Source organism: Nonomuraea antri, assembly GCF_013283785.1.
In the GTDB taxonomy this organism is placed as follows: domain Bacteria; phylum Actinomycetota; class Actinomycetes; order Streptosporangiales; family Streptosporangiaceae; genus Nonomuraea; species Nonomuraea antri.
Genome location: NZ_JABCPZ010000164.1, coordinates 1 through 26,262, shown reverse-complemented (window position 1 = coordinate 26,262; position 26,262 = coordinate 1). Strand labels below are relative to the sequence as shown.

Sequence of the window (26,262 nt, the reverse complement as noted above, 5' to 3'; positions counted from 1 at the left end):
GGGTGGGCGTGTACGGCGTGGGCCCGTACCGGATCTCGGCGGGCGGGCGCGGCGGGCTGATCTTCGGCTACTCCTCGCTGAGCGAGGGCGCGATCGCCGAGGGCGTCTCCCTGCTGGCCGACGCGATACGAGAGCCACACGGTCAGGGGCGGTAGGGGTGCAGCCGGGGCCACCAGCCCGGCACCCTGGCCCGGTACTGGTCGTAGTCCGCGCCGAACTTGGCGCGCAGCGTGGGCTCCTCGTACCAGTGCACGAACGACCACACCGGGATCGTCAGCCCGGCGAAGTAGGCCAGCAGCCACGGATCGCCGAACAGCATGGCCTGCCCGATGACGGCGGCGAAGACGCCGACGTACATCGGGTTGCGCACGTGCCGGTACAGCCCTCCGATCACCAGCCGTTCCGGCGGCGCGGCGGGCAGCGGCGTGCCCAGGCCCTCGACCACGAACCGCACGAACGCGTCGACCAGCACGGCCAGCCCCGCCAGCACGAGGAGCACGCCGGCGACCCGCACCGGGAGCATCAGCCAGGCGGGCAGCGGGTCGCGCACCTCCCAGCGCGAGATCAGCCAGGGCACCAGCACGGCCGCGGTTCCCGGCGCGGCGGCGAAGAAGACGGCACTGAAGACGGCGGCGGGCGTTCTGCGCATGGGGACCCCCATCAATTCACTACTTGATGAGTTTAGGTGGCCGACCGGCCCGCCGTCAATCGCAGGCCGCGACCCGATCACCACGGAACGCCATTCTTTTCATGATCGACAGTTCATTCTTAAACGAAAAAGAAAGAATTCCCCATTCGGTTCGGCCGCAGGCATGGAATTCTCCGATGAATCTCATTAAAGTGACTCACGGGTGGCTCTGGGGTGAGCCCGGGCGCGGGCCGCAAAACGGCCCGCGCCCCATCCCCGGCCTCAGTGGACGCCGCGCCCCCGACACCCGATCTGACAATTTCCGGTCATTCATCATTGCCCGGAAAGTCGCGGGCTCCCGTGCCGTCCCAGGTCCGGAAATCGGCCGGACCCGAAAGTTCTTCGCGCCGCGGTCGTCGAATCCCGCCATTCTTCGCGCCGGACGCCCGAAAACCGCGCAGATCGCACGGAAACCTCGCGGAGCACACGAAACCCGCACCGGTCACGGGGTGAGCGGTGCGGGTTCCGTGGTGCGCCCTCGCCGCGAGGGCACGGATCACCCCTGATGAGGGGCTGGGAGATCACCGGGAGCCCAGTGCTCCCGGCCGGCCGGGCTAGTGCTCCTCGGCCAGTTCCGCGCGCACCCGGTGCAGGTGGTGCCGCACGGCGGAGGCGCTGTCGTGCGCCAGCCGCTTGACCGACCGGGAGTCGCCGTGACGCAGCTCCCGCTTGCCGAGCTGCAGCGACTGCGTGTGCGCGTCGATCTGCAGTCGCAGCCAGGCTCGGTCGAAGCGGTTGCCCGACTTGGCCAGCACGGCCTCGAGCCGCTCGCGCTGCACGCCGCTCGGCGCCTTCGGCAGGCTCACGTGCAGCCGGTCCGCCACCGCGCGCAGCCGCGCGTCGAGATGGCGGTGGTCGCGGACCAGACGCCAGGCCACCGCCCGGACACCTCGGTCCCTGGACTTGCCGAGCGCGGCCTTACCCGCGGCGATCTCGGCCAGGTGGCCGCGGTGCGCCTGCCGCAGGTACGCCCTGTCCTGGGCGTTGACCAGCGCCGACGCCTCGGCCTGGGCGATCATGGGGGTGCTGCCCGGCGACGTCGGCTGAGCCTGCGCCGTGGCGGGGACGGTGAACGCCAGCACGGCCGCGACGCCCGCGGGTACTAACTTCCGTGCTGTACTCATCGGGTCCCTCCTTTCATCGGGACCCGTGCCTGCTTCCCCGATCGCTCCGAGGTATTCGGCTCAATACGGATCAATTCGGGTCAATTCGGTGGATCGAATCGGCCGTCCACAGCGGTCCAGCCGCCGTCCACGTACAACACCGAGCCGGTCACGAAGCTCGCGGCGTCGCCGGCCAGGTAGACCACGGCCCCGGCCAGTTCGCGGGCCTGCGCCCAGCGGCCGAGCGCGCTCTTGGCCGCGTAGGCGGCGTACCAGGCGGGGTCGTCCTTGATCTGGCGGGTCAGCGGCGTCTCGACCACGCCCGGCGCGATCGCGTTGACGCGCACGCCGTGCGGGCCGAACTCGGCCGCCGCGGTGCGCAGCAGTTGCACCAGCCCGGCCTTGGTGGCCGCGTAGACGCCCTGGCCGGGCTCGGTCACCGACGCCCTGATCGAGGCGAAGCCGATGACGGAGCCGCGGCCGCGCGCCACCATGCCCGCGCCGAAGGCCCGCACCACGTCGAACGAGGCCCGCAGGTTCAGCCCCACCACCCGGTCGAACTCGGCGTCGGAGTAGTCGAGCAGCCGCTTGCGCACATTCGTCGCGGCGGTGAACACCAGCACGTCGGCCGGCTCCGCCGCGGCGGCCGCGCGCACGGCGGCCGGGTCGAGCACGTCGAGCCGGATCGCCCGGCCCGCGCACGCGCCCGCCGTCTCCCCTGCCGACTCCAGGTCGCGGTCGGCGCACACCACCCGCGCGCCGTGGGCGGCCAGCGCGAGCGCCGACTCCCTGCCGATCCCGCTGCCGGCCCCGATCACCACGGCCCGCCGCCCGTCCAGCCTGAACAGCCGCTCATAACCCGTCATGCGGGAACCCTAAGTCCGCCGGGCCCAGTCGGACCTGAGCAACTCGTATTCGACGTCGCCGAGTTCTTCGCCCTCGATGTGGTCGGGCCAGTCCTGGAAGAACGTGCGCACGTACCTGAGGCCGCTCTTCTCCATGACGCGGCGCGAGGCGGTGTTGACGGTCATCGTCTCGGCGTACACGCGGCGCGCGCCCAGCACGCGGAAGGCGTGGTCGACGAGCGCCCGCGAGCCCTCGGTCGCGTAGCCCTTGCCCCAGGCCGACTTGTGCAGCCGGTAGCCGAGTTCCGGCTCGTCCTCGGGCTCGCCGCGCTGGGCGCGCAGGTGGAACCAGCCGAGGAACGCGCCGGTGGACTTCTCGATCGCGGCCAGGAAGAGCCGGTCCATGAAGACGGGCAGCTCCTCGCCGACCACCTCCTCGCGCGGGGTCGGCCTGCCGCCGTTGATGTAGAACATGACCTCGGGGTCGTTGTGCAGGGCGACGAGGTCGTCGGCGTCCGACTCGGCCAGCCGGCGCAGGACGAGCCGCTCGGTCTCCAGGTAGATGTCCACGAGCGTACGGTAACCGCGGGTCCATCCCTGGATCGACGCGTTTTCTACGGGCGGATGATGGCCATCCGGGTGACGGTCAGCTCCTCGGCGGCGAAGCGCGGGCCCTCGCGTCCGGCGCCGGAGTCCTTGACGCCGCCGTACGGCATGTTGTCGGCCCTGAACCCGGGCACGTCGTTGACCACCACGCCGCCGGCCTCGATGCGTTCGATCGCGGCGAAGGCCGTGGCCAGCGAGCGGGTGAACACGGCCGCGTGCAGGCCGTACCTGGAGGCGTTGACGGCGGTGAACGCCGACTCCAGGTCGGGCACCGCGCGCACGCACACCACCGGGCCGAAGATCTCCTCCGCCCAGGCCGGGCTGCCGTCGGGCACGTCGGTGAGGACGGTGGGCACGATCGCCCGCCCGTCGCGCACGCCGCCGGTCAGCACGCTCTCACCCGCGATCCAGGACAGGACCCGGTCGGTCGCGTCGGGGTCGATGAGCGGCGCGACGCGGGTCTCGGGCAGGCGCGGGTCACCGACCTCGACCGCCTTGACGCGCTCGGCCAGCAGCGCCAGGAACGGCTCGCGCACCGGCTCCTCGACCAGCACCCGCTGCACGGAGATGCACGCCTGGCCGGAGGCGTAGTAGCCGCCGCGCACGACCGCGTCGGCGGCGGCGGGCAGGTCGGCGTCGGCGGCCACCACCAGCGCGGCGTTGGAGCCCAGTTCGAGCAGCGTCTTGGTGGGCGCGGCGGCCCTGGCGACGGCGTGCCCGGCGGCGGCCGAGCCGGTGAACGACACCGCGCCGAGCCGCCGGTCGCCGACCAGCGCCCGGCCCCACCGTGACGTCCCCGGTGACGAGCTGGACCGCGGCCGGCGGCAGCGCCCCGCTCTCACGCAGCAGGTGGACCAGCCACGACGTGGCCAGCGGCGTGGCCGGGGCGGGCTTGACGATCACCGGGCAGCCGGCCGCCACCGCCGGGGCGATCTTGTGGGCGGCGAGCAGCAGCGGATAGTTGAACCCGGTGATGCCGACGACGACCCCGATCGGGCGCCGGGTCCAGAACCCGATCAGCCCCTCGCCGGACGGCAGCAGGTCGAGCGGCACCGTCTCGCCGTGCAGCCTGGCCACCTCCTCGGCGGCGGTGGTGAGGGTGAGCAGCGTCCTGGCGACCTCGACGCGGCAGTCGACCAGCGGTTTGCCGGTTTCGAGCACGAGCAGGTCGGCGAACTCGGCGCTCCGGGCGGCGACCGCGTCGTGCGCGGAGCGGAGTGCGGCGCGGCGGGCGTGCGAGGGCAGGGCGGCCATGGCGGGGGCGACCGCCCGTGCCTCGTCGACCGCGCGGGTGGCGAGGGCGGGGGTGCCGAGCGGGGACCTGGCCACCAGGGTGCCGTCGTAGGGGAAGGTCACGTCGGTGGTGGTGTCGGTCGTCAGCCACGTGTCGCCGATCGGGAGGCCCTGGGGCCATGCGGTGGTCACCATGGTTCACCTGTTCCCGCCGTAGAAGGTAACTGTCCCTTTCGCGTGGTCAGGGGTGGTCGCGGTGGAGGAAGCGGCGGGCGGCCTCGGCGAAGACGCGGGTGCAGCGGACGATCTCGGCCACCTCCACGTACTCGTCCGCCTGGTGGGCGATCCACTTGCCGCCCGGCCCGTACACCACCGAGGGCACCCCGCCCCAGTGGGTCAGCACCGTGCCGTCCGTCGAGCCGGGCACCCCGCCGTAGACGGGCTCGGCGCCGGTGACCGTGCGGTGGGCGGCGGCCAGGGCGGCCACCACCGGGTCGGAGACGGGCACGTCCACCGGCGGCCGGTCCACCAGGACGGACACCTCGGCGGTGAACCCGTCGCCGCCGGCCAGCGCGGCGACCCGGTCGGCGATCACCTTGTGCTCCACCCCCGGCACGGTCCTGACGTCGATGAACAGCGACGCGGTCGCCGGGATCACGTTGACCTGCTCCTCGGCGCCGGCCCTGACCACGGTCGGCGTGACGTACACCTCGCCCAGGTGCTCGTGCGCCGGATGCGCCCGCTGAAGCTCGCGTTGCAGCGCGCCCAGCCGGTCCACCAGCGCGGCGACGGCCAGGACGGGGTTGCGCCCGTGCTCGGGCATCGCGCCGTGGGCCATCTTGCCGGTGAGGTCCACGCGCAGCCGCAGCGCGCCCTTGGCCACCGCGCAGATCTCGCCGGCCTCGGGCTCGGCCACGATGGCGCCGTCGACGTCGGCGGCCAGGCCGCAGGAGACGAAGTGGTGCGCGCCGATCATCAGCCCTTCCTCGTCGGCCAGCGCGGCCACCTTGATCCGCCCGGGGAACGGCCCGGCGAGCTGCAGCGCGCGGGTGGCGTGGAGGATGGCGGCCAGGCCGGACTTCATGTCGGCGCTGCCCCGGCCCCACAGTCTGCCGTCGCGGATCTCCCCGCAGAACGGGTCGACCGTCCAGGTGGCCAGGTCGCCTTCGGTCACCACGTCGGTGTGGCCCTCGAACAGCAGCGTCGGCCCGTCGCCCGCGCCGCCCTCGACCACCGCGACCACGTTCGGGCGGCCGGGCGCGGCCTCGTACACGACCGGGTCCCAGCCCCACTCGCGCATCTTGGCCGCGACCAGGTCGGCGGCGGGCTGCTCGGTGCGGCCCCTGGCCGGGTCGTAGGTGCTCGGGATGCGCACGAGCGCCTGCGTGAACTCCACCACCGCGCGGGCGTCGACGTCGATCACAGCAGTCCCTCCAAGGTCGGTACGGCCTCCAGCAGCGCCCGCGTGTACGGGTGGCGGGGCTCGGCCCACACCTCGTCCACGGGCCCGGTCTCGACGATCTCGCCGTCGTGCATGACCGCGACGCTCTCGCACACGTACCGGACCACCGACAGGTCGTGCGAGACGAAGACCAGGGTCAGCCCGAGCTCGTCGACCAGATCGGCCAGCAGGTTGAGTATCTGCCCGCGGACGGAGACGTCCAGCGCGCTCACCGGCTCGTCGGCGACCAGTACCTTCGGCCGGGGGGCGAGCGCGCGGGCGATGGCGATGCGCTGGCGCTGGCCGCCGGAGAACTGGTGCGGGTAGCGGTCGGCGGCCCCGGCGGGCAGGCCGACCGCGTCGAGCAGGTCGGACACCCGGCCGCCGACCGGCTCGCCCAGCGCGACCAGGGGCTCGGCGACGAGGTCGCGCACCCGCATGCGCGGGTCGAGCGAGCTCATCGGGTCCTGGAAGACGATCTGCAGGTTCTCGCGCAGGAAGCGCAGCCGCCGCTCGGGCAGGCCGGTGATCTCCCGCCCGTCGAAGCGGATGGAGCCGGACGTGGGCCGGTCGAGCGCGCACAGCAGGCGCAGCAGCGTGGACTTGCCCGACCCGGACTCGCCGACCACGCCGAACCGTTCGCCGCGCCGCACGTCCAGCGAGACGTCGCGCAGGGCGTGCACGACCTCGCCGGGGCGGGTGAGCGAGGCGCGCGGACGGCGGTAGACGCGGGTGAGCCCGCGCGCCTCGATCAGCGCGCCGCCCCCGTCAGTCGGCGGGGTGCCAGCAGGCGAAGGCATGGGCGTCTCCTGTCCGCGGCTGTTCGGCCGGCGTGGGCCCGGTCAGTGCCGGTTCTGTCGCGCAGATCTCGGTGGCGTGCGGGCAGCGGTTCCTGAACACGCAGCCGTCGGGGAACCCGCCGGCCGGGGGCACGCTCCCGGTGATCGTGGGCAGCCGGGTGCCCCGGGGCGGCAGCCTGGACGCGGCCAGCAGCCCTTGGGTGTAACGGTGCCTGGGCCGGGTGAAGACCTGGCGGATCGGGCCGCTCTCGACGATGCGGCCGCCGTACATGACCAGGACCCGTTCGCAGACCGACGCCACCACGGCCAGGTCGTGGGTGATGAACAGCAGCGCGGGCGCGACCTCGGCGATCAGGTCGAGCATCTGCCGCTGCACGGTGACGTCGAGCGCGGTGGTGGGTTCGTCGCAGATGAGCAGGCCGGGCTCGTTGGCCAGGGCGATGGCCAGCATGACGCGCTGGCGCTGCCCGCCGGAGAGCTGGTGCGGGTAGGCGCGGGCGAGCTGGGCCGGGCGCGGCAGGCGCACCCGTTCGAGCAGGCCGAGCCCGCGCTCGCGGGCTCGCGCGCGCGGCGTGCCGTGCAGGGTCATGACCTCGGCGACCTGCGCGCCGACGCGCATGAGCGGGTTGAGCGCGGTCATCGGCTCCTGGAAGACCATGGACACGTCACGGCCGCGCAGGCCCTTCAGCTCCCGCTCGGGTACGCCGAGCAGGTCGCGCCCGCCCAGCCTGGCCCGTCCTGCGGCGGTGACGCCCTCGGGCAGCAGACCCATGATCGACAGCGCGGTCAGCGACTTGCCCGACCCCGACTCACCGATCAGCCCGACCCGCTCGCCCGCCGCGATCTCGAACGACACCTCGCGCACCAGCTCCACCGGCCCGGTGCGGACGCTCAGCCGCTCAACGCTCAGCACTGATCCTCCTGAGCCTGGGGTCGAGCACGTCGCGCAGCCCGTCGCCGAGCAGGTTGAAGCCGAGCACGGCCAGCGCGATCGCCAGCCCCGGCCACAGCGCCAGCCGCGGCGTGGAGAACAGCAGCTCCTGCGACTCCTGCAACATCCGGCCCCACGACGGGACGGGCGGCCGGGTGCCGAAGCCGAGGAACGACAGCGCCGCCTCGGCCAGGATGGCGATCGCGAACGACACCGACGCCTGGACGATCAGCATCGGCCCGATGTTGGGCAGCACGTGCCGCACCGCGATGGCCGTGCCGCGCCGTCCGGCGGCCCGGGCGGCCAGGATGTAGTCGGTCACCATGACCTGGAGCGTGGCGGCGCGGGCCACGCGGGCGAACGCGGGCACGGTGGCCACCCCGATCGCGATCATCGCGGTGAGCGTGCCCGCGCCGTAGACCGCGCCGAGCATGATGGCCAGCAGCAGCGCGGGGAAGGCGAACACCAGGTCGTTGACCCGCATGATCAGTTCCGACAGCCAGCCGCGCGGGGTCATCCCGGCGATCACGCCCAGCGGCGTGCCGATCAGCGCGGCGATGCCGACGGCCACCACGCCCACGTAGAGCGTGGTGCGCGCGCCCACCATGAGCCGGCTGAGCGTGTCGCGGCCGAACTTGTCCGCGCCGAGCGGGTAGCCGTCGCCGGGCGGCTGGAGCTTGCGCGCGGCGTCGACGAGGGTGGGGTCGTGCGGGGTCCACACGAACGACAGCAACGCGGTCAGCACCACGATCCCGACCAGCGCGCCGCCGACGATCAGCCCGGCGTTCCACCGGCCGCGCATCCGGCCTCGCATCCGGCCTCGCATCCGGCCGCCGGTTCCGGTCCCGGTCATCGCAGCCTCGGGTCGAGCAGGTGGTAGGTCACGTCCACCACGAAGTTGATCAGCAGCACGGCCAGCACCAGCACCATCACCACGCCCTGGACGAGCAGCAGGTCGCGCCCGGCGACGCCGTTCAGCAGCAGGTCGCCGAGCCCGGGGATGACGAACACCCGCTCCACCACGACCGCGCCGATCAGCAGCGTGGCCAGTTGCAGCCCGAGCACGGTGACGACCGGGACGGCGGCGTTGCGCAGGCCGTGCCGCCACAGCGCGCCCATCGCGCCGCGGCCCTTGGCGCGGGCGGTGCGCAGGTAGTCCTCGCGCATGACGTCGAGCACGGCGCTGCGCACGTAGCGGGTGAGCACCGCGCCCTGCACCAGCCCGAGCGACAGCCACGGCAGCACCAGGCCGCGCAGCCACTCCCCCGGGCTCTCCGCGAACGGCACGTACCCGCCGGACGGCAGCACCTGGGCGCGCACCGCGAACACGAACACCAGCAGGATCCCGGCCAGGAACGCCGGGATCGCGATGCCGAGCTGGCTGGCCGCGCTGATCGCCGCGCCGAGCGGGTTGCGGTGGTGCACGGCCGCGAACGTGCCGGCCGGGACCGCGATCAGCAGCGCGATCACCATGCCGCCGAGCACCAGCACCGCCGTCACGTTGAGCCGTTCGGCGATCTGCGGGCCGATGGGCGCGCCGGTGACGTACGAGACGCCGAAGTCGCCGCCGGGCAGGCCGCCGGCCCAGTCGAGGAACTGCGCGGCGGGCGGCCTGTCGGTGCCGAACTGCCGGCGCAGCTCGGCCACCGCCTCGGGGGTGGCGTTCACGCCGAGCGCGATCTCGGCCGGGTCGCCGGGCAGCAGCGCCATGAACGCGAACACCGCCACGGCGGCCACGGCGGTGCTCGCCAGCAGCACCGCGACCCGTTTGAGCAGGTACAGGCTCACTGCTTGGCGAGCGCGGTGAAGTCGAAGGACTCCGCGATGGCGTTCTTCGGCAGCCCGGTGACGCCCTTCTTCGCCACGATCAGGTTCGGGAACAGGAACAGCCAGTCGGCGGCGGCGTCGTCGGACAGCAGCTTGGCGGCCTTCTTCAGGTCGTCGGTCTGCTGCTGCTCGGTGCCGGAGTCGGCGGAGGCGAGGAGCTGGCCGAATTCCGGGTTGTCGTAACGGAAGTAATACGACTTATCGGCAAATATGCCGATATCCCGGGGTTCGACGTGATTGATGATCGACATGTCGTAGTCGGCCTGCTTGAACACCACGTCCAGCCAGCGGGCCGGGAACTCCAGCGGCTCGATGTCGGCCGTGATGCCCACCTGGGCCAGCTGCGACTTGACCACCTGCGCGCTCGCCACCGCGTACGGCAGGTTCGGAATGCGCATCTTGACGGTGTACGTCTTGCCGCCCAGCAGTTCCTTGGCCTTGGCCGGATCGTACGGGTAGTCGCCGGTGCGGTCCTCGTACCAGGGGTCGGTGGGCGGCACCATCGAGCCGATGAGCTGCCCGCGCCCGGCCCAGGCGGTGTCGAGCAGCGCCTTGTGGTCGATGGCGTGCCGCACGGCCTGGCGCACCCGCTTGTCGTCGAACGGCGGCCGGCCGTTGTTCATCGACAGCACCACCTCGCCGTTGGTGGTGCCCTCGATGGTCTGGAAGCGCGCGGTGTCGGCGAACTGCTGCAGCGACTCGGGCGCCTGCACGCTGGAGATCACGTCGATGCGGCTGGTCAGCAGCGCGTTGTTGAGCGCCGTCGGGTCCTTGAAGTACTTCAGCGTGACGGCGGAGACCTTCGGCTTGGCGCCCCAGTACTTCGGGTTGGCGTCGAGCCTGATCGAGTCGCCGCGCCGCCAGGCGCCCAGCACGTACGGGCCGGTGCCGACCGGCTTGTTGGCCAGGTCGGCGACGCCGGTGCGGCTGAACATCGCGCCGAGCCTGGTCGCCATCGCGTACAGGAAGCCGTTGCTCGGGTTCTTCAGCGTGACGACGGCGGTGGAGTCGTCCTTCTTCTCCACCTTGTCGACGACGTCGAACTGGGTCTTGATCTTGAGCTTCCAGTCGGTCTTGACCCGGTCGAGCGAGAACACCACGTCGTCGGCGGTGAACGGGGCGCCGCTGCTGAACGTGACGCCCTTGCGCAACGTGAACGTGTAGGTCTTCCGGTCGGGCGAGACCTCCCACCGCTCGGCCAGCAGGGGCTGGATCTGCCCGTCCTGGTCGAGCTTGACCAGGCCCTCGTACACGTTGACGAGCAGCGCCTGCGGGATGGCCGCGCCCTCGGTGGAGGTGAAGTCGAGGTTGGCGGGCTCGGCCACGAACCCGACCGACAGCGACTCGGCGGCGGGCGTGCCGCCACCCGCGCCCGGGGTGGAACCCCCGCCGCAGGCCGCCGTGGCCAGCAGGAGACCGCCCACGGCGATCATTGTTCCGATTCGCCCCATGTTCTACAGCCTCCTGGCTAGTGCACTGGTCTGACCAGTAGACTACGCACCCTGCCAGTCTGGCGCAGCTCGGGTCAAGGGAGCGTGCATTGGGGAGTCCCCGCTTTGAGCCGGTACGCACCGTACGCGCCTATGAGCGAGTCGTCGAACAGGTCGAAGAGGCCATCGAGAGCGGCGCGTTGTGCCCCGGCGAGCGGCTGCCCAGCGAGCGGGAGCTGATGGGGCAGTTCTCCGTCAGCCGGTCCACGGTGCGCGAGGCGCTGCGGGTGCTGCAGGCGCGCGGCCTGGTGCGCTCGCGCCCCGGCGACCCGAACGGGGCCGAGGTGCTGCCGTTCACGCCCGCCGCCCTGCACAAGTCCATGACCACGCTGGCCCGCGTGGACGAGCTGTCGCTGGCCGAGCTGGTGCAGTTCAGGATGGTGCTCGACGCGTCGGCCGCGCTGCTGGCCGCGCGGCTGCGCACGGACGCGCACCTCACCGAGATGGACGCGGCCATCGCCCGCATGCGCGAGTCACTGACCGCCGGGCACGAGGCGTTCGGCGCCGCCGACGTGGCCTTCCACGACGCGGTGACCAGGGCCGCGCGCAACAAGCTGATCCAGATCTGCGTCGACGTGGTGCGCTCGATCGTGCTGGACCTGGTCAAGGAGCGGATCGCGGCCGCGCCCGACGGCGTGGCGCTGATGCGGCGCAGCATCACGCACCACGAGGAGGTGCTGGCCGCCATCAGGGCGGGTGACGGGCCGCTGGCGGCGCGGCTGTCGCGTGAGTCGCTGTACGACTACTACGCCGGCCATGTCCGCCCCGGCGAGCGCGCCGCACTCCGCGCGCTCCTGGAGTGACCCGCCGCGTCACCTGCTGATCGGTGGGTCCTGCGGGATGCGGACCGTGGAGGCGTCGTCCTGCGGGATGCGGACCGGGGAGGCGTCGGCCTGCGGGATGCGAATCAGGAAGGTGGCGCCGGCGCCCGGGGTGGAGGTGACGGTGGCCGTGCCGCCGTGGGCCGAAGCGACCGCCGCCACGATCGACAGCCCGAGCCCGCTCCCCCCGCCCATGCGCCCGGCCGGTCTCCGGTGGGCGCGGTAGAAGCGTTCGAAGACTCGCTCGGCCTGCTCGGGTTCCAGTCCTGGCCCTTCGTCGGCGACCTCGATCAGCGCGTACCCGCCGTCGCGTGCCACCCGTACGGTGGCCGGGGTCCCGTCGGGGGTGTGGTCGAGGACGTTGGCCAGCAGGTTGCCGACGAGCTGCCGCAGGCTGGCCGGGTCGCCGGTGACCGGCACCGGGCCGGAGCCCACGGCCGAGATCGGCCGGCCCGGCGCGACGGCGAGCGTGTCCGCGACGGCGTCGGCGGCCAGCTCGGCCAGGTCCACCGGCACCCGCTCCCGCGGACGTCCCCGGTCCAGCCTGGTGAGCTGCAGCAGCTCCTCGACCAGCAGGCCCATGCGGGCGGCCTCGGACTCGATGCGCGTCATCGCCCGGTCCAGGTCCTCCGGCCTGGCGTGCGCGCCGCGTCTGAACAGCTCGGCGTAGCCGCGGATGGTGGCGACCGGGGTGCGCAGCTCGTGCGAGGCGTCGGCGACGAACCTGCGCAGCCGTTCCTCCGACTCCTCCCGCTGCTTGAACGCCACCTCCAGGTCGGCGGCCATCGTGTTGAAGGCGTGGCCGAGTCGCCCGACCTCGGTGCTGGGCGGGGCGGCGTCGATCCGGCGCTCCAGTTCGCCCGCGCCGATGCCGGCGGCGGCGTCGGCCATCCGCTCCAGCGGGCGCAGTCCGCGCCGCACCAGCCAGGCCGCCAGCACGGTCAGCCCGGCCAGCACGATGGCCGAGGTGATGCCGAGCACGCCGGCGAGCCGGCTGATCAGCTCCCGGTCGGCCGCGTCCTGCCCGAACGCGGCCGAAGTCCCCCACGCTTCGGGGGCGGCTTCGGCGCGGTCGGTGGCCCAGTCCTGCAGGGCGCCGAACGTGGCGCCGGACACCAGGATCAGCGCCAGCGCCACCAGCCCCACCGTGGTCAGCACGAGACGGGTACGCAGCGACATCACGGCCGCCCCGGCAGCCGGAGCACGTACCCGATGCGGGGTTTGGTGTGGATGAGCGGCGGCCCGTCGCGGTCGATCTTCCTGCGCAGGTAGCTGATGTAGGTCTGCACGACGCCGTCGTTGCCGCCGAAGTCGTACTCCCACACGTGGTCGAGGATCTGCCGCTTGGTCAGCACCTTGCCCGCGTTGTCCAGCAGGAAGCGCAGCAGCTTGAACTCGGTGGGCGTCAGGTCGATCGGCTGCCCGGCGCGGAAGACCTCGTAGGTGTCGTCGTCCACGACCAGGTCGGCGAAGGACACGCGGGCGCTCGGCGGCGGCTCGGCGGGCGGCGGCGCGGGGTGCCGGGTCCTGCGCAGCACGGCCTTGATGCGCAGGGTCAGCTCCTCCAGGCTGAACGGCTTGGTGACGTAGTCGTCGCCGCCCGCGCTCAGCCCGCCGATGCGGTCGTCGGTCGAGTCCCTGGCGGTCAGGAAGATCACCGGCACCTGCGAGCCGCCCGCCCGCAGCCGCCGGCACACCTCGGTGCCGAGGACGTCGGGCAGCAGCACGTCGAGCACGATCAGGTGCGGATCGGTCCCGGCGGCCAGCGCGAGCGCCGCCGAGCCGGTCGCGGCGATCGTCACCTCGTAGTCCTCGTACCGCAGCGCCGTGGCCACCAGATCGGCCAGGTACGGCTCGTCCTCCACCACCAGGATTCGGGTCACCCGGACATTGTGGACCCAGGTTCGCGATTCACAGCGTTCTCACAGAACGATCACAGAGCTCTGTGTGGGCGTCCTGGTCGACTGATCGGCATGGAGAGATTGACTGCCTTCGTGCTGCGCCGCCGGCGGCTGGTCGTGTTGCTGGCGGTGGCCGCGTTCCTGGCGGGGCTGGCCGCGACGCCGTTCGCCGTGCAGCGGTTTTCCGAGGACTACGGGCATCCTGGCGTGCCCGCCTTCGACGCCAACCGGGAGATCGCCCGCCTGTACGGCAACGGGGGTGCGCAGCGTCCCACCGTGGTCGTCGTGACGCTGCCGGCCGGGCGTCCGGCCAAGGGCGCCGCGCCGGAGTTGCGCCGCGCGTTCTCCGCCGTGCTCGGCGCGCTGCCCGGCTCGCGCGTGGTGTCGTACGCGAACACCGGCGATCCGCGGCTGATCGGATCGGACGGCGGGACGACGCTCGGCCTGGTCTTCGCCGGGACGCCCGCGGACGGCGGCCCGCCCGGAATGGGGCTCGGCGAGTCGCCGGACGTGCGCGCGCCGATCACCGCCGCGATGAGACCGCACCTGCCGCCGGGCACGGGCGTGACCTTCACCGGCTTGAACGCCCTCTCCCCCGCCGTCGACGCGGGCGGCCTGGACGTGGGCACCAAGCTCGTCGTGGGCGTGGTGGCCGCGCTGGTGGTCCTGCTGCTGGTGTTCCGGTCGATGCTGGCGCTGGTGCCGCTGCTGATCTCGGTGGTGGCCATCGGCGTCTCGCTCGGGACGCTGCTGCTGCTGTCGTTCGTCATGACGGTCCACGACGTGGCGCTGACCACGATGCCGCTACTGGGGCTCGGCATCGCGGTCGACTACTCGCTGCTGATCGTGGCCCGCTGGCGTGAGGAGCAGGCGCGCGGGCACCGGGGCGACGCGGCGGTGCGCCTGGCCATGGCGGGGGCCGGCCGGGCCGTGCTGTTCAGCGGGGCCGTGGTGGCGGCCGGGCTGATCACGATGGTGGCGTTGCCGGTGCCGTTCCTGCGCAGCCTGGGGCTGGCGGGGATGGTGATCGCGGCGGTCAGCGTGGCCGTCACGCTGACGGTGCTGCCGGTGCTGCTGGCCCGGGCCGGGGAACGCCTGGACCGCAGAGTCGCCCGCGGGGTCGCCCGCAGGGCCGCCCGCCGGGCCGCCGGGTCCCGCCCGTCCGGGCGGCTCGGTGGGCTCGGCCGCGCCTCCTCGGGCGGGCGACTCGGTGGGCTCGGCCATGCCTCCTCGGGCGGGCGGTTCGGCCGGGAGGCGCGGGCCGGGCGGTTGTGGTCGGGGTGGGCGCGGCGGGTGGTGCGGCACCGGCACCTGGCGCTCCTGGCCTCCGGCGGCCTGCTGCTGGTCCTCGCCGTCACCGCCACCCAGATCGACCTCGGCCAGCCCGAGAGCCGCCACCTGGTGACCGGCCAGGGCTCGCCGGCGACCGCGGAGGCGTCGCCGAGCGCCTCCGCCACCGTGACCGAGGCGTCGCCGAGCGCCTCCGTGGCCGAGCCGTCGCCGAGCGCCTCCGTGGCCGAGCCGTCGCCGAGCGCCTCCGTCGCCGAGGCGTCGCATCCGCGGGCGGCGGCGGGCGCCGCGCTGGCCGCGCTCGGGCGGGCCGGGTTCCCGGCCGGCGTGATCACCCCGTTCGACGTGCTCGTCACCGGCGACCCCGGCCCCGCGGCCGAGCGGATCAGGCGGGTGCCCGGCGTGCACGCCGTGCTCGCCCCCGACGAGCCCGCGTGGCGGACGCGCGGGACGTCGCTGCTCACCGTCCTGCCCGCCGAGGAGACGGGGGGCCGGGCGGGCGAGGCGGTCATCGCGCGGGTGCGCGCCGCCGTGCCGGACGGCGCGCGCGTGGGCGGCGCGGCGGCGCAGAGCATCGACCAGCGCGAGCAGGCCTACGGCGCGTTCCCGTGGATGCTGGCCATGATCGCGCTGGTGACGTTCGTGCTGCTGGCGCGGGCGTTCCGGTCGATCGTGCTGCCGCTGAAGGCCATCGCGCTCAACCTGCTCTCGCTCGGCGCGGTGATCGGCGCGATGGTGCTGCTCTGGCAGTACGGCTGGGGCACCGAGCAGCTGTTCGGCCTGCCGCCCACGGGCTCGGTCGGCGAGTACGTCCCGCTGACGATCTTCGCGTTCCTGTACGGCCTGAGCATGGACTACGAGGTCTTCATCCTGGCCAGGATGCGCGAGGAGTACGACAGGACCGGCAGCACCGTCCAGGCGATCGTGGAGGGCGTCGGGCGGACCGGCCGGCTGGTCAGCTCGGCCGCGCTGATCCTGTGCATCTCGTTCGCGTCCCTGGCCATGACGCCGGAGCTGGACGTGAAGGTGTTCGCCAGCGGCGTGGCGCTCGGCGTGGCGCTGGACGCGACGCTCATCCGGGCCGTGCTGGTCCCGGCGGCCGTGGCGGTGATGGGCTCCTGGAACTGGTGGCTGCCCGGGTGGGCGGCGCGGGTGCTGCGCGTCCCCGCCGCGAAGGAGCCGACGCGGGCGGCGGTCCCTGAGCCTGCGGGGAATCGGGCGTAAGGGGTGTTATGTTGCCCACGTGGCGGGCGAGGATGCGGACGGGGTGGCGGAGGCGTTCCTGCGTGAACCGCGCCGTTACACCAGCCGCCAGGTGGCCGAGATGGCCGGGGTGCCGATGTACCGGGCCCGCAGGTTCTGGCGCGCGCTGGGTTTCGCGAACGTGGCCGACGACGCGGTCGAGTTCACCGACTCCGACGTCGAGGCGCTGAAGACGCTGGTCGGCATGGTCAGCTCGGGCATCTACGACGAGGAGCACGTGCTGCTGATCGCCCGCTCGCTGGGGCGGGCGACGACGCGGCTGGCCGAGTCGCAGGCCGAGCTGGGCGCCGAGGTGCTCGACCAGGCGGGGGTGCCGCTGGCCGAGCGGCCGCGCGCGTGGCGGCGGCGGGCCGAGCGGGTGGTGCCCGGCCTGGCCCGTCTGCTGGTCTACGCCTGGCAGCGCCAGCTCGCCGCCGCCGCGGGCCGGCTGGCCGACCAGGACATGAGCACGGTACGGCTGGCCGTCGGGTTCGCCGACCTGGTCGCGTTCACCCGGCTGAGCAGGCAGATCACCCCGACCGAGCTGGCCAGGCTGGTCGACAGCTTCGAGGGACGCTCGGCCGACGTCGTCACCTCCTCCGGCGGCCGGGTGGTCAAGACGCTCGGCGACTCGGTGTTGTTCGTGGCCGACAAGTCGCACGTGGCCGCCGAGATCGGGCTGCGGCTGATCGAGACGCACGCCAAGGTCAAGGGCATGCCGGAGCTGCGGGTCGGGCTGGCGGCCGGGCCGGTGATCTGGCGCATGGGCGACGTGTTCGGCACGACGGTGAATCTGGCCAGCAGGCTGACCGCGCTGGCGCTGCCGGGCGCGATCCTGGCCGATCCGGATCTGGCCGAGGAGCTGGAGGGCGATCGGGCGTTCGAGCTGCGTCCGGTGAACCGGCTGTCGGTGCGCGGGCTGGGCGAGCTGGCCCCGTTCACGGTGATGCGCGCCGTTCGCGGGACGAGCGGGCCACGAGAGTAGCGGGCGGGCGGCGAGCGATGTGAGGGGGGCGGGCGGGTGAGGTTCGTGCGGGCGGTCATCGACGGGCGGGTGGTGGCCGCGGACGCGCGGCTGGCGCTGGCCGCCGGGTACGGCCACTTCACCGCCATGCAGGTGCGCGACCGCCGGGTACGCGGCCTCGACCTGCACCTGGACCGGCTCGACGCGGCCAACGCCGAGCTGTTCGGCGAGCCGGTCGACCGCGCTCGGGTGCTCGACTCAATCCGTGCCGCGCTCGGCGACGACCTGCGCGACGCGGGGATCAGGGTGCACGTCCTGGCGGCGGACCGGCCGCACCTCATCGCCACGGCGGCCGCCCCGATCGACGCGAGCCCGCGCCCGCAGCGCGTCAGGTCGTACGTCTACCAGCGGTTCCTGCCGCACATCAAGAGCGTCGGCGGCATCCAGCAGACCTACCTCATGCGCCGGGCCGCCCTGGAGGGCGCCGATCACGCGCTGCTCACCTCGGCGGACGGCCTGATCAGCGAGGGCGCGGTGACGAACCTGGGCTGCCTGTCCGGCGGCCGGCTGATCTGGCCGCAGGCGCCCATGCTCGCCGGCATCACGATGGGGCTGCTGCGGCGGGCCGGGTTCCCGCAGGAGCGGCGGCCGCTGAAGGTCGCCGACCTGGAGGGCCACGACCTGGTGTTCCTCAGCAGCGCCCGGGGCCTGTCGCCGGTCGGCCAGGTGGACGAGTTCACGCTGAACCCGGACGAGAAGGCGTTCGCCCGGCTCCTGGCCGCCCTGGACGACACTCCCTGGGACCCGCTGGACTGATCCGGGATGCTCCCGGCCGGTCCCCGGGTTACAGCGATATATGACCAGATATTCGATTCTCGACCGTTCACTCGTCCGGCAGGGGCACGACCCGGCGGCGGCGCTGCGTGACACCGTGCGTTTCGCCCAGCAGGTCGAGGAGCTGGGATATCACCGGTTCTGGGTGTCGGAGCACCACAGCGTGCCCGGCGTGGCGGGTTCCGCGCCGACCGTGCTGGCGGCGGCGGTGGCCGCGGCCACGGACGAGATCCGGGTGGGCACCGGCGGCGTGATGCTGCCCAACCACCGTCCGCTGGTGGTGGCCGAGCAGTTCGGGGTGCTGGAGTCGCTGTATCCGGGACGCGTCGACATGGGGCTGGGCCGATCCGTGGGCTTCACCGGCGGCATACGCAAGGCGCTGGGACACGGCCTGGAGGACGCCGACGCCTTCGGCACGCAGCTCGAGGAGCTGCTCGGCTACTTCACCGGCGGCCAGAGCGCGTACCCGGGGGTGCACGCGTTGCCTGCCGAGGGGTTGCGTCCGCAGGCGTTCGTGCTGGCCATGGGGTCGGGCGCGGATCTCGCCGCCAGGCACGGGCTGCCGATGGTGATCGGCGGCGGGCCGCGCATGCTGGAGGCGGTGGGCCGCTACCGGTCCGCGTTCCGTCCGTCGGCGTGGGCGGCCGAGCCGTACGTGATGGTGGCGGTGAACGTCGCGGTGGCCGCGACCGAGCGCGAGGCGGCGCTGCTGCAACTGCCCGAGGCGTGGTCCACGGTGCGTTCGCGGACGAGCGGCGCGTTCCCGCCGCTGCTGCCCGCCGAGGAGATCGCCCGGCTGGAGCTCACGGAACGGGAGCGGGCGTTCCTGGACGAGGCCCGCAAGGGCCAGATCCACGGGACGGAGCGTGAGGTGGCGGTGGCGCTCGACTCGCTGGTGGCCTCGGCCGGGGCGGAGGAGGTGCTGGTGACGATGAACACCTACGACCTCGACCGGCGGCTCGACTCCTACCGGCGGCTGGCGTCGATCAGGTGACCGGTCCGGCCGGTGACGGATCCGAGATGGGCGCGCCGGTGCGCCCATCTCTTCGCGAGGGGGCCGATCACGCGGGAGCGGTCTCCCGTCGCGGTCAAGCCGTGTCCCGTCGCGGTCAGGCCGTGTCCCGTCGCGGACAAGCCGTCTCTCGCCGCGGACAGGCCGTCAGAACGGCCCGAGCTCGATGAGGACGCGCGCGAGCACGAGCACGGCGGCGGTGCCGAGGGCGAGGAAGGCGATCACCACGAGCGCCACCCGCAGCAGGGACGACACGACCTTGGTGACCTGGCGGACGGCGAAGCCCAGGACACAGCAGGCGAGGAAGGTGAGCAGGTACAGGACGCCTTCGGCGGCGAAGCCGATGTCCTGTGGGGCGGCGGCCAGGAGCGCCGCCCCGGCGGGGAAGACTAAGATCATCATGAGAGTCCAGGTGTGTGACGCGCCGATGGGGCCTGTACGAGTGCGGGCACTGCCGGTGCTCGTCGTGCCGATCCGGAGGTGCCTGCCTGTTCGCTGGGGTGCCTGCCCGCGCCTGGGCGGTTCCGGCGGAGCTCTTGTTCGCATGGGTAAACCTTCAGTTAATCTTCAGTTGATTGCTTAGGTCTCCTGAAGTCAGGATTCCCCTGCCTGCTTCCTTCCAATCCATCGCGTGGCCGGGAGTGTTCTGGCTAGAATGCAGACTTCGCTGCGGGACGGGCGCATCCACTACCCGTTACGGGCGCGCTCATGCTCGCGTCTGAGCATCAGTAGATGTTTACTAGAATGCTGAAGCTCAGATGAGGGGTGCTTTCGATGGCGCAGGCATCAGACGATCCTGGAAGGGCGCTGGCGAAGCGGCTCAGATCGCTGCGCAGCAAGCACTGGCGAGACGTCAAGATCACTCAGGACCAGCTGGCGCGCGCGCTGGGAGTGAGTGTGCCGCTGATCTCGTCCTGGGAGTCCGAGGTGCACCCCAAGACGCCGCCCACGGCGCGGCTGCGGGCCTACGCGACGATCTTCTGCACCGAGCGCTCGTACGCGGACGGCACGCTGACGCACCTGGCGAGCCTGCGCCCCGAGGAGGAGATCGAGCGCGACCGCCTGCTGAAAGACCTGCTGAACCTGCGCAGGGCGGCGCTCGGCGATCCGTCCGGCGAGGACGCGGCCCCCGCCGGCGACCTCTGGCGCTTCAGTGACGGCAAGCCGGTCACCCTGATCTGCGCCAGGCTGCCCGAGGACAAGCTGGCCCGCATGCCGTACGCCGATCCCGACGACCCCGACTACGTCGAGCTGTACACCTACGCCGACCTCGACTCGCTGCTCGAACTGCACGGCCGGATCCGGGCCGCGAACCCGCTGAGCGAGGTCCACACGCGCACCGCCCAGTTGCTCATGCCCGACGACCTGACCACCCACCTGGTGCTGCTCGGCGGCATCGACTGGAACCAGGTCGCCGCCCAGACGCTGGCGAGACTGCACCTGCCCGTCCGGCAGGTGGCCGACTGGGACGCCGGGCCCGGCGGCGCCTATTTCCAGGCCGGCGACGAGCGCTTCGCCCCGGTGCTCGATGAGGCGGGCCGGCTGCTTGAGGACGTCGCGCTGTTCTACCGCGGCCCCAACCCGCTCAACACGAGGCGCACCATGACGATGTGCAACGGCTTCTACGGCCGCGGCACGCTCGGCGCGGCGCGCGCGCTGACCGACCCCAGGTTCCGCGACAGGAACGCGGCCTATTGCCGGGAGCGCTTCGCCGGCCAGGAGAGCTTCGCCATCCTCATGCGGGTCAGCGTGCTCAACGGCGTGGTGCTCACGCCGGACTGGACCAATGAGGAGTCGCGCTTGTTCGAGTGGTCATCATGACGAGCGCCGGACCGATGCTCGGGAAGTTCCCGGATGTTCCACCGCTCCTTCGTGTGAAGACCGCGTCCACCATGATCTCACCCCTTCGCCGGGACACTCCGTCCAGCACCTCGCCCACCGTGAGGTCGGCAGCCGGTGGAACCGGCCGGCGTCAGTGGAACTCCGGCCAGGAACCCGAGCATGGAAAAGGGCCGCCGCCGACGGAATCGAAATGATTGGACCTACTCATGGAGTCGAGCAGCGAGCCCTGGGCCGGAGCAGACCCGGCGCGTGCCCCAGGCACATCGAGCCGTTCCGCACAGACCCATGGCTCGCCCGACCCGCACGACGGTCCTTCCTCGTGGCGTTCCGCCGACCATCATGGCTCGCACAGGTGGTTGCTGCCATCCACTGACGCTCCCGCGGCCGGCCGGATCGACGCGATCGTCGTGCCCACCGTCCGGCCCGCCGCCTACCTGCGCAGGATCATCCCGCTGGCGCGCAAGCTGGGCTGCCCGCTGGTGACGATCTCCAGTGGCCAGTGGACGGACAAGCGCAGGGTCCGGCGCGAGGCGTCCGAAGGGGGTGCGACGCCGTCCGAGCTGCTGGCCATCGACCTGCCCGGGCCGTCGAGCGTGCGCCTGCCGCAGCTGCGTACCTCGGCGGTCCTGCCGCCGCTGTTCCGGCGGCGCGCGGACACCGCGATCAAGCGCAATCTCGCGCTCGCGCTGTCCAGGATGATGCGCTGGGACCACGTCGCCTTCCTCGACGACGACATCGAGGTGGGCGCGCCCGACGACCTGTTCCGGGCGGCCGAGCTGCTGGGGCGCTACAACGCGGTCGGCCTGGACATCCGCGGCATGCCGGACAACTCCGTGGTGTGTCACGCCAACCGGGCGGTGGGCGGCGCGCAGGAATGCTTCGTCGGCGGCGGCGCGCTGGTGATCGACGCGGCGCGTACGACGTCCTTCTTCCCCGACATCTACAACGAGGACTGGTTCTTCCTGCTCGCCCCGGCGGGCCTGCGCCCGGTCACGATGATCGGTCACGCGGTCCAAGAGCCCTACGACCCCTATCGCACCCCGGAGCGGGCCAGGCAGGAGGAACTCGGCGACGTGCTGGCCGAGGGCGTGTTCTGGCTGCTGGACGAGAACGGTGACCTGAGCGGGGCCGACGAGAGGTACTGGCGGCAGTTCCTCGGCAAGCGCGCCCGTTTCATCAACGACATCCTGGCCCGCGTCCCCGGCATCGACGTTCCGCCCGGCGAGAAGCAGCGGATGACGGCGGCGTTGAAGGCGGCACGCGGCCGGCTCTTCCGCATCACGCCCGAGCTGTGCGTCGACTACCTGCGTGCCTGGCGCGAAGACCAGGAGATCTGGCAGGACTTCATGGCCGGGCTCGACACGGCCCCGCAGGTCAGGTCGCCGATGGACGCGGTGCGCCGACTGTCCGCCCCGCACGGCCCCAAGCTCACCGCCCTTCACCTGCGACCCTGAACACCTGCCAACCCCCACCGGCCTCATTGGTGGTAATTTGCCAGACTTAACGACACCAGGTGTGACACCCCCACACTTCCGGTCAATCTAAGTGTTATGGCTCAAGTCCGCATTCGGCAGGCATTAGGGAAGGATCTTCCCTTCCTCGTCTCGGCCCTCGGGCAGGAACGATATTTCGCCACCCAGCTCGCCCGTCAGCACGCCGGACACGGCGTCCTGCTGGTCGCCTGGCAGGCGTTCAACGCGGTCGGCGACGTCTACCTCTGGCTGAGCTCGGCCGAGGAGCCCGAGCTGCGCGACCGGCTGCCCGGCGTGCCGCTCCTGACGCACCTGGAGGTCTCTCCTGCGCATCGCAACCGGAGGATCGGCACGCAGCTCGTCCACGAGGCCGAGGAGCGGCTGCGCACGCTGGGGCACGAACGGGTCGCGCTCGGCGTGGAGCCGGGCAACGTCCGGGTGCGGCGGCTGTACCACCGGCTCGGGTACGCGGAGTGGCCCTACCCGCCCATCCTGACCACCCGCCACGTCTTCCACCCGGACGGCCGCATCGAGGAGGAGGCGGAGACCTGCCACATCCTGGTCAAGAGCCTGCGTGAGGCCCGGGCCCAGTGAGCCGCGGGGCAAGCGCGGTGACGGCGGTTGTCCATCACGTTGAAAGCGGGTGATCCCACACTCCCGGTAATCGAGAAAGGGATCAGGGATGAAAGCCACCCGCACGATCGTGATCGCCGTCTCCGCCGGAACCCTGTTCGCCGCCCCGGCCACCGCCGCCTGGGCCGACACCCAGACCAGCCCCCAGACCAGCCCCCAGACCAGTACGGGCGCCGCCTCCTGGGGGCCGAAGTACGCGCCGGGCAAGAAGGCCGTGGCCCAGGGCGCGCTGCACGCCACGAACCTGAACAAGTCCACCATCCCGAGCACCGCGACCGTGCACGTCACCGGCCGGATCACCGACCGGACGAGCGGCTCCGGCTGCGGCTGGGCCGTCTTCCGCATCACCTACCGCAAGGCCGACGGCAACCTGCCGTTCAAGCACCGCAGCTTCCTCGACTGCTCCAAGGGCAGCCCGCGCGCGTTCGCGTTCACCGACAGGAACGTGGCGCACGTGGAGCTCAAGGTGTGCAGCGAGGGCAAGGCGAAGGCGCCGTCGAACGTCTGCCTGTACGCGGGTACCTGGAAGTCCCTGTACTCGACTCTCTGACGCGCGTGCGTGCGGGTTTCGGGGGCCCGTTCCGCTCGCGCCACGGCCTTTCACGGGACGTCGCGGATCCGCCAGACCAGGACGCCGCCGGCGACGCCGATGAGCGCGGTGACGGCGTACAGGGTGGGGTAGCCGCCGAGCAGCGTCACCAGCGGCGCGGCCACCACCGGGGCCAGCACCTGCGGGCCCGCGTTGGCGATGTTGATGATGCCCAGGTCCTTGGCGCGGTCCTCGGGGCTGGGCAGCACCTGGGTGATGATGGCCTGGTCGACCGCGAAGAACGCGCCTGAGCCCATGCCCAGGACGACGGCCGCGACGATCACGGTCTCCCACGAGCCGGTCACGCCCAGCAGCACCGCCGCGCCCGCGCCGACGAGTCCGCCGGCGCAGGCCAGCGCCCTGCGCTTGCCGAGCAGGTCCGACAGCCACCCGCCGGCCAGGGCGGTCAGGATCGACGCCGTGGTGTACACCACGAGCAGCACCACCACGCCCTGCTCCGCGTCGGGGTGGCGCACCTCGTCGCGCAGGTAGTACAGCAGGTACGAGGTGCCCATGGAGATCGACAACATGATCAGGAACCGGCTGATCCAGGCCCAGGCGAAGTCGGGGTGCCGCCGGGGCGAGATCCAGAACCCGGCCAGGAACGCGCGGAGCCGGAACGGCGGGCTCGGCGCCACAGCGTCCCGTTCGCCGACCACGAACAGGAACGGGAGCGTGGTCGCCAGCAGCAGCGCGGCGGTGGCCAGGTAGCCCTGGACCCGGCCGGTGACCAGCAGCGTGACGACCACTCCGCCGGCCAGCGGGCCGATCGCGCCGAGCACGGCCCACCAGGCGGAGACCGTGCCGCGCTGGCGTACCGGGACGTGGTCGGGCAGCGCCGCGACGGCGGCGGCGAGCACGGCGTTGAGCGACACCTGCACCAGCGCCCAGCCGGCGGCCACGCCGAGCACGCTCTCCTGCACGCCGATCAGGACGAGCCCGGCGGCCCCGCCCAGCGAGCCACACAACACCCACGGCCGGCGGCGGCCGTGACGTCCGCGCGTGCGGTCCGACAGCGCGCCGAACAGCGGATTGCCGACCATCGACAGGAACGCGCCCACGCCGAGCACCAGCGCCAGCGCGGTCTCCTTGCGCGCGGGGTCGATCTCGCCGAGCTGCACCGGGAGCTGGATCTGAATGGCGGTGATCCAGCCCAGGTTGAGTCCGAACTGGGTCAGCGAGACCAGGAACATCCACCGAAAGGTGACCGGCTGTTCCGGCTCGCTCACCGGAAGCAGCGCCATCCGCACCTCTCAGGCTCTGTCGTGAGGGATTCACAGCCTAGGACCTGAGTGATGCTCAAGTTAAGCCCCCGGCCCGAATTCGGTGCCGGACGCGGCCGCACCGGCATATCCGCTGGTTACGGCGCGGAATTCGGCGGGCGAAAGCGGATTGGCGGGCCGAACATTTTCCCGGCCCGCTCGCGGCGGCATTTCAGCTCATATGATGATCGGCCAGGTGGGGGTCGACCGGCGAATAGACGTGAAGTAGTGGCCGGAGCACGGAAAGTTACGACGAGCTGAACACGGGGAACGCTGCATTGGGCGTCCGGGCGAAAGGCGAGAACCGTCATGGCGAGCATTACTGATGCGCTGCACCGGACGCTGTTCCGGACGCTGTCGCTGTTGTCACCCGAACGGCAGGGGGTGATACTCAGCCGCTTCTTCGACTGGATCCACCGCAGCCCCGATCCGTGGAAGCTGTCCAGCGACGACTATGAGCTTCACAAATACCAGATGACCCTGGAACAACTGCCGGCCCGGCCTTATCGGCGCATTATCGAGGTGGGCTGCAGCGAAGGCGTTTTCACCCACACGCTGGCGGGCCTGTATCCCGAAGCGGAGATCGTCGGCGTGGACGTCTCCGAGCGGGCGCTGGCCCGGGCCCGCGAACGCGCCCAGGACAAGCCGCGGGTGCGTTTCATCCAGGCCGACATCCTCACCCATGAGCCCGAGGAGCGCTTCGACCTGGCCTTCTGCTCGGAGACGCTGTACTACCTGGGCCGGCACGACCGCCTGCGCCACGCCTCGGCCCGCCTGCGCAACCTGCTGGGGCCCGAGGGGGTGCTGGTCGCCGTCCATCCGTGGCCGGAGGCCACCCGGCTGCATCGCTTCCTGGACGCCCACGACTCGCTGTCGCGCGTGACCGAGGAGGTCTTCACCTCCTCCGCGCGGCCGTTCGCGGTCAGCGTCTACCAGACCAAGTCCCCGAACTAGCCGGCCGGTCACCACCCGTACAGCGCGAACGGCACCCGGTCCCCGATGTGCGCGATGGCGGCGGCCGGGTAGCCGATCGTGTCCGCGGGCAGCCCGTCCAGCGGCCACCAGCCCAACTCGGCGCATTTGTCCGGCTCGGCGTTGTACGGTTCGCCGCGCCAGCGCACGGCGGCGAAGAAGAAGCCGACCCGGTCCGGCGCGCGGTGCATGACGTGCGCGAAGGCCAGGTCGGCCGGGTCGAGGTCGACGCCCACCTCCTCCTTGGCCTCCCTGACGCAGCCGGCCGTCACCGACTCGCCCGCTTCCAGGTGGCCGGAGGGCAGGTGCCAGAGGCCATCGCCGTACCCGGTGCCGGCGCGGCGGGCCAGGAGCACGTGCCCGTCGCGGAGCAGCAGGACGTGCACGTCCACGATGGCGCGGAACCGGCCGCTCACCGCGCGCCGGGCGAGGCCGAAGCCGGGGCTGGGGCTGGGGTCGAAGCC

General features: G+C 72.2%; 26 protein-coding genes and 1 pseudogene. 10 read left to right on the top strand and 17 right to left on the bottom strand.

All coding sequences use genetic code 11. The features are described from left to right. Window positions 1–142 precede the first annotated feature (142 nt). The 12 genes and pseudogenes from HII36_RS38180 to HII36_RS38130 form a co-directional block, all read right to left on the bottom strand. Window positions 143–649: a methyltransferase family protein gene (locus HII36_RS38180; protein ID WP_173528200.1), complete on the bottom strand. Its 507-nt coding sequence runs from the start codon at window positions 647–649 to the stop codon at window positions 143–145. A 593-nt stretch (window positions 650–1,242) separates the two neighbouring features. Continuing rightward, the gene (locus tag HII36_RS38175) at window positions 1,243–1,812 is read right to left on the bottom strand and encodes a DUF4142 domain-containing protein (RefSeq protein WP_173528199.1); all 570 of its coding nucleotides are present in this window, start codon (window positions 1,810–1,812) and stop codon (window positions 1,243–1,245) included. 80 nt (window positions 1,813–1,892) lie between these two features. After that, window positions 1,893–2,657, bottom strand: a complete 765-nt coding sequence (locus tag HII36_RS38170) for an SDR family NAD(P)-dependent oxidoreductase (RefSeq protein ID WP_173528198.1) — start codon at window positions 2,655–2,657, stop codon at window positions 1,893–1,895. A gap of 9 nt (window positions 2,658–2,666) precedes the next feature. Continuing rightward, window positions 2,667–3,206 carry a GNAT family N-acetyltransferase gene (locus HII36_RS38165; protein WP_173528197.1) on the bottom strand — a complete coding sequence of 180 codons (540 nt, stop codon included), beginning with the start codon at window positions 3,204–3,206 and terminating at the stop codon, window positions 2,667–2,669. Window positions 3,207–3,250: 44 nt separating this feature from the next. Then, window positions 3,251–3,988, bottom strand: a complete 738-nt coding sequence (locus tag HII36_RS58240) for an aldehyde dehydrogenase family protein (protein ID WP_328808080.1) — start codon at window positions 3,986–3,988, stop codon at window positions 3,251–3,253. 109 nt (window positions 3,989–4,097) lie between these two features. Beyond that, window positions 4,098–4,670: pseudogene (locus tag HII36_RS58895) on the bottom strand (aldehyde dehydrogenase family protein); the annotation flags it as partial. A 46-nt stretch (window positions 4,671–4,716) separates the two neighbouring features. After that, window positions 4,717–5,898 carry a M20 family metallopeptidase gene (locus HII36_RS38155; protein ID WP_173528196.1) on the bottom strand — a complete coding sequence of 394 codons (1,182 nt, stop codon included), beginning with the start codon at window positions 5,896–5,898 and terminating at the stop codon, window positions 4,717–4,719. After that, window positions 5,895–6,716: an ATP-binding cassette domain-containing protein gene (locus HII36_RS38150; protein WP_173528195.1), complete on the bottom strand. Its 822-nt coding sequence runs from the start codon at window positions 6,714–6,716 to the stop codon at window positions 5,895–5,897. The genes HII36_RS38155 and HII36_RS38150 overlap by 4 nt, the downstream gene beginning before the upstream one ends. Next, window positions 6,685–7,629 (bottom strand): ABC transporter ATP-binding protein, encoded by a 945-nt coding sequence (locus HII36_RS38145; RefSeq protein WP_173528194.1) that lies wholly within the window; start codon window positions 7,627–7,629, stop codon window positions 6,685–6,687. Before HII36_RS38145 ends, HII36_RS38150 begins: the two co-directional genes overlap by 32 nt. Next, window positions 7,616–8,500 (bottom strand): ABC transporter permease, encoded by an 885-nt coding sequence (locus HII36_RS38140; RefSeq protein ID WP_236004312.1) that lies wholly within the window; start codon window positions 8,498–8,500, stop codon window positions 7,616–7,618. The genes HII36_RS38145 and HII36_RS38140 overlap by 14 nt, the downstream gene beginning before the upstream one ends. Further along, window positions 8,497–9,435 carry an ABC transporter permease gene (locus HII36_RS38135; protein WP_173528193.1) on the bottom strand — a complete coding sequence of 313 codons (939 nt, stop codon included), beginning with the start codon at window positions 9,433–9,435 and terminating at the stop codon, window positions 8,497–8,499. The genes HII36_RS38140 and HII36_RS38135 overlap by 4 nt, the downstream gene beginning before the upstream one ends. Then, complete coding sequence (locus HII36_RS38130; protein ID WP_217370477.1) at window positions 9,432–10,925, bottom strand: ABC transporter substrate-binding protein; 1,494 nt, start codon at window positions 10,923–10,925, stop codon at window positions 9,432–9,434. The genes HII36_RS38135 and HII36_RS38130 overlap by 4 nt, the downstream gene beginning before the upstream one ends. An 89-nt stretch (window positions 10,926–11,014) precedes the next feature. Here HII36_RS38130 and HII36_RS38125 point away from each other — a divergent pair, with 89 nt between their 5' ends. After that, entirely contained in the window at window positions 11,015–11,767 is a 753-nt protein-coding gene (locus tag HII36_RS38125; RefSeq protein WP_173528192.1) for a FadR/GntR family transcriptional regulator, read from the top strand. Between the two features lie 9 nt (window positions 11,768–11,776). Here the strand turns inward: HII36_RS38125 and HII36_RS56040 are convergent, their stop codons facing one another. Further along, entirely contained in the window at window positions 11,777–12,964 is a 1,188-nt protein-coding gene (locus tag HII36_RS56040) for a sensor histidine kinase (protein WP_217370476.1), read from the bottom strand. Continuing rightward, the gene (locus HII36_RS38115) at window positions 12,964–13,668 is read right to left on the bottom strand and encodes a response regulator transcription factor (RefSeq protein WP_173528191.1); all 705 of its coding nucleotides are present in this window, start codon (window positions 13,666–13,668) and stop codon (window positions 12,964–12,966) included. Before HII36_RS38115 ends, HII36_RS56040 begins: the two co-directional genes overlap by 1 nt. A gap of 90 nt (window positions 13,669–13,758) precedes the next feature. Between HII36_RS38115 and HII36_RS38110 the strand changes: the two genes are divergently transcribed. Genes HII36_RS38110 through HII36_RS38095 form a run of 4 tightly spaced genes read left to right on the top strand, consistent with a single transcriptional unit; the run spans window position 13,759 to window position 19,010 of the window. Continuing rightward, window positions 13,759–16,200 carry an MMPL family transporter gene (locus HII36_RS38110; RefSeq protein WP_173528190.1) on the top strand — a complete coding sequence of 814 codons (2,442 nt, stop codon included), beginning with the start codon at window positions 13,759–13,761 and terminating at the stop codon, window positions 16,198–16,200. A gap of 19 nt (window positions 16,201–16,219) precedes the next feature. Beyond that, window positions 16,220–17,203: an adenylate/guanylate cyclase domain-containing protein gene (locus HII36_RS38105; protein ID WP_328808079.1), complete on the top strand. Its 984-nt coding sequence runs from the start codon at window positions 16,220–16,222 to the stop codon at window positions 17,201–17,203. 36 nt (window positions 17,204–17,239) lie between these two features. After that, entirely contained in the window at window positions 17,240–17,998 is a 759-nt protein-coding gene (locus HII36_RS38100; protein ID WP_173528189.1) for an aminotransferase class IV, read from the top strand. Between the two features lie 40 nt (window positions 17,999–18,038). After that, the gene (locus tag HII36_RS38095) at window positions 18,039–19,010 is read left to right on the top strand and encodes an MsnO8 family LLM class oxidoreductase (protein WP_173528188.1); all 972 of its coding nucleotides are present in this window, start codon (window positions 18,039–18,041) and stop codon (window positions 19,008–19,010) included. A 165-nt stretch (window positions 19,011–19,175) separates the two neighbouring features. On the opposite strand, the gene HII36_RS38090 is transcribed toward HII36_RS38095, so the two are convergent. After that, window positions 19,176–19,430, bottom strand: coding sequence for a hypothetical protein (locus HII36_RS38090; RefSeq protein WP_173528187.1), 255 nt, complete (start codon window positions 19,428–19,430; stop codon window positions 19,176–19,178). 372 nt (window positions 19,431–19,802) lie between these two features. Here HII36_RS38090 and HII36_RS38085 point away from each other — a divergent pair, with 372 nt between their 5' ends. The 4 genes from HII36_RS38085 to HII36_RS38070 all read left to right on the top strand — a co-directional run bounded on the left by HII36_RS38085 (window position 19,803) and on the right by HII36_RS38070 (window position 23,525). Then, the gene (locus HII36_RS38085) at window positions 19,803–20,849 is read left to right on the top strand and encodes a helix-turn-helix domain-containing protein (RefSeq protein ID WP_173528186.1); all 1,047 of its coding nucleotides are present in this window, start codon (window positions 19,803–19,805) and stop codon (window positions 20,847–20,849) included. A 377-nt stretch (window positions 20,850–21,226) separates the two neighbouring features. After that, entirely contained in the window at window positions 21,227–22,324 is a 1,098-nt protein-coding gene (locus HII36_RS38080; protein WP_173528185.1) for a hypothetical protein, read from the top strand. A 96-nt stretch (window positions 22,325–22,420) separates the two neighbouring features. Then, a complete protein-coding gene (locus HII36_RS38075; protein WP_173528184.1) occupies window positions 22,421–22,936 on the top strand; it encodes a GNAT family N-acetyltransferase in 516 nt (171 codons plus the stop codon). Between the two features lie 88 nt (window positions 22,937–23,024). Continuing rightward, a complete protein-coding gene (locus tag HII36_RS38070; protein WP_173528183.1) occupies window positions 23,025–23,525 on the top strand; it encodes a hypothetical protein in 501 nt (166 codons plus the stop codon). A 50-nt stretch (window positions 23,526–23,575) separates the two neighbouring features. Here HII36_RS38070 and HII36_RS38065 read toward each other — a convergent pair whose 3' ends face one another. After that, the gene (locus tag HII36_RS38065; RefSeq protein ID WP_173528182.1) at window positions 23,576–24,808 is read right to left on the bottom strand and encodes an MFS transporter; all 1,233 of its coding nucleotides are present in this window, start codon (window positions 24,806–24,808) and stop codon (window positions 23,576–23,578) included. Between the two features lie 327 nt (window positions 24,809–25,135). Here HII36_RS38065 and HII36_RS38060 point away from each other — a divergent pair, with 327 nt between their 5' ends. Continuing rightward, on the top strand, window positions 25,136–25,780 hold the full coding sequence (locus HII36_RS38060; protein WP_173528181.1) for a class I SAM-dependent methyltransferase: 645 nt from the start codon (window positions 25,136–25,138) through the stop codon (window positions 25,778–25,780). 8 nt (window positions 25,781–25,788) lie between these two features. Here HII36_RS38060 and HII36_RS38055 read toward each other — a convergent pair. Then, window positions 25,789–26,262: NUDIX hydrolase (locus HII36_RS38055; RefSeq protein WP_328808078.1), on the bottom strand; the 474-nt coding region annotated here is incomplete at its 5' end.

What these genes read in the sequence shown, in the direction of transcription:
- HII36_RS38180 (WP_173528200.1), bottom strand. Translation starts at nt 649, where the DNA reads ATGCGCAGAACGCCCGCCGCCGTCTTCAGTGCCGTCTTCTTCGCCGCC.
- HII36_RS38175 (WP_173528199.1), bottom strand. Translation starts at nt 1,812, where the DNA reads ATGAGTACAGCACGGAAGTTAGTACCCGCGGGCGTCGCGGCCGTGCTG.
- HII36_RS38170 (WP_173528198.1), bottom strand. Translation starts at nt 2,657, where the DNA reads ATGACGGGTTATGAGCGGCTGTTCAGGCTGGACGGGCGGCGGGCCGTG.
- HII36_RS38150 (WP_173528195.1), bottom strand. Translation starts at nt 6,716, where the DNA reads ATGCCTTCGCCTGCTGGCACCCCGCCGACTGACGGGGGCGGCGCGCTG.
- HII36_RS38140 (WP_236004312.1), bottom strand. Translation starts at nt 8,500, where the DNA reads ATGACCGGGACCGGAACCGGCGGCCGGATGCGAGGCCGGATGCGAGGC.
- HII36_RS38130 (WP_217370477.1), bottom strand. Translation starts at nt 10,925, where the DNA reads ATGGGGCGAATCGGAACAATGATCGCCGTGGGCGGTCTCCTGCTGGCC.
- HII36_RS56040 (WP_217370476.1), bottom strand. Translation starts at nt 12,964, where the DNA reads ATGTCGCTGCGTACCCGTCTCGTGCTGACCACGGTGGGGCTGGTGGCG.
- HII36_RS38110 (WP_173528190.1), top strand. Translation starts at nt 13,759, where the DNA reads ATGGAGAGATTGACTGCCTTCGTGCTGCGCCGCCGGCGGCTGGTCGTG.
- HII36_RS38095 (WP_173528188.1), top strand. Translation starts at nt 18,039, where the DNA reads ATGACCAGATATTCGATTCTCGACCGTTCACTCGTCCGGCAGGGGCAC.
- HII36_RS38090 (WP_173528187.1), bottom strand. Translation starts at nt 19,430, where the DNA reads ATGATGATCTTAGTCTTCCCCGCCGGGGCGGCGCTCCTGGCCGCCGCC.
- HII36_RS38085 (WP_173528186.1), top strand. Translation starts at nt 19,803, where the DNA reads ATGGCGCAGGCATCAGACGATCCTGGAAGGGCGCTGGCGAAGCGGCTC.
- HII36_RS38075 (WP_173528184.1), top strand. Translation starts at nt 22,421, where the DNA reads ATGGCTCAAGTCCGCATTCGGCAGGCATTAGGGAAGGATCTTCCCTTC.
- HII36_RS38070 (WP_173528183.1), top strand. Translation starts at nt 23,025, where the DNA reads ATGAAAGCCACCCGCACGATCGTGATCGCCGTCTCCGCCGGAACCCTG.
- HII36_RS38065 (WP_173528182.1), bottom strand. Translation starts at nt 24,808, where the DNA reads ATGGCGCTGCTTCCGGTGAGCGAGCCGGAACAGCCGGTCACCTTTCGG.
- HII36_RS38060 (WP_173528181.1), top strand. Translation starts at nt 25,136, where the DNA reads ATGGCGAGCATTACTGATGCGCTGCACCGGACGCTGTTCCGGACGCTG.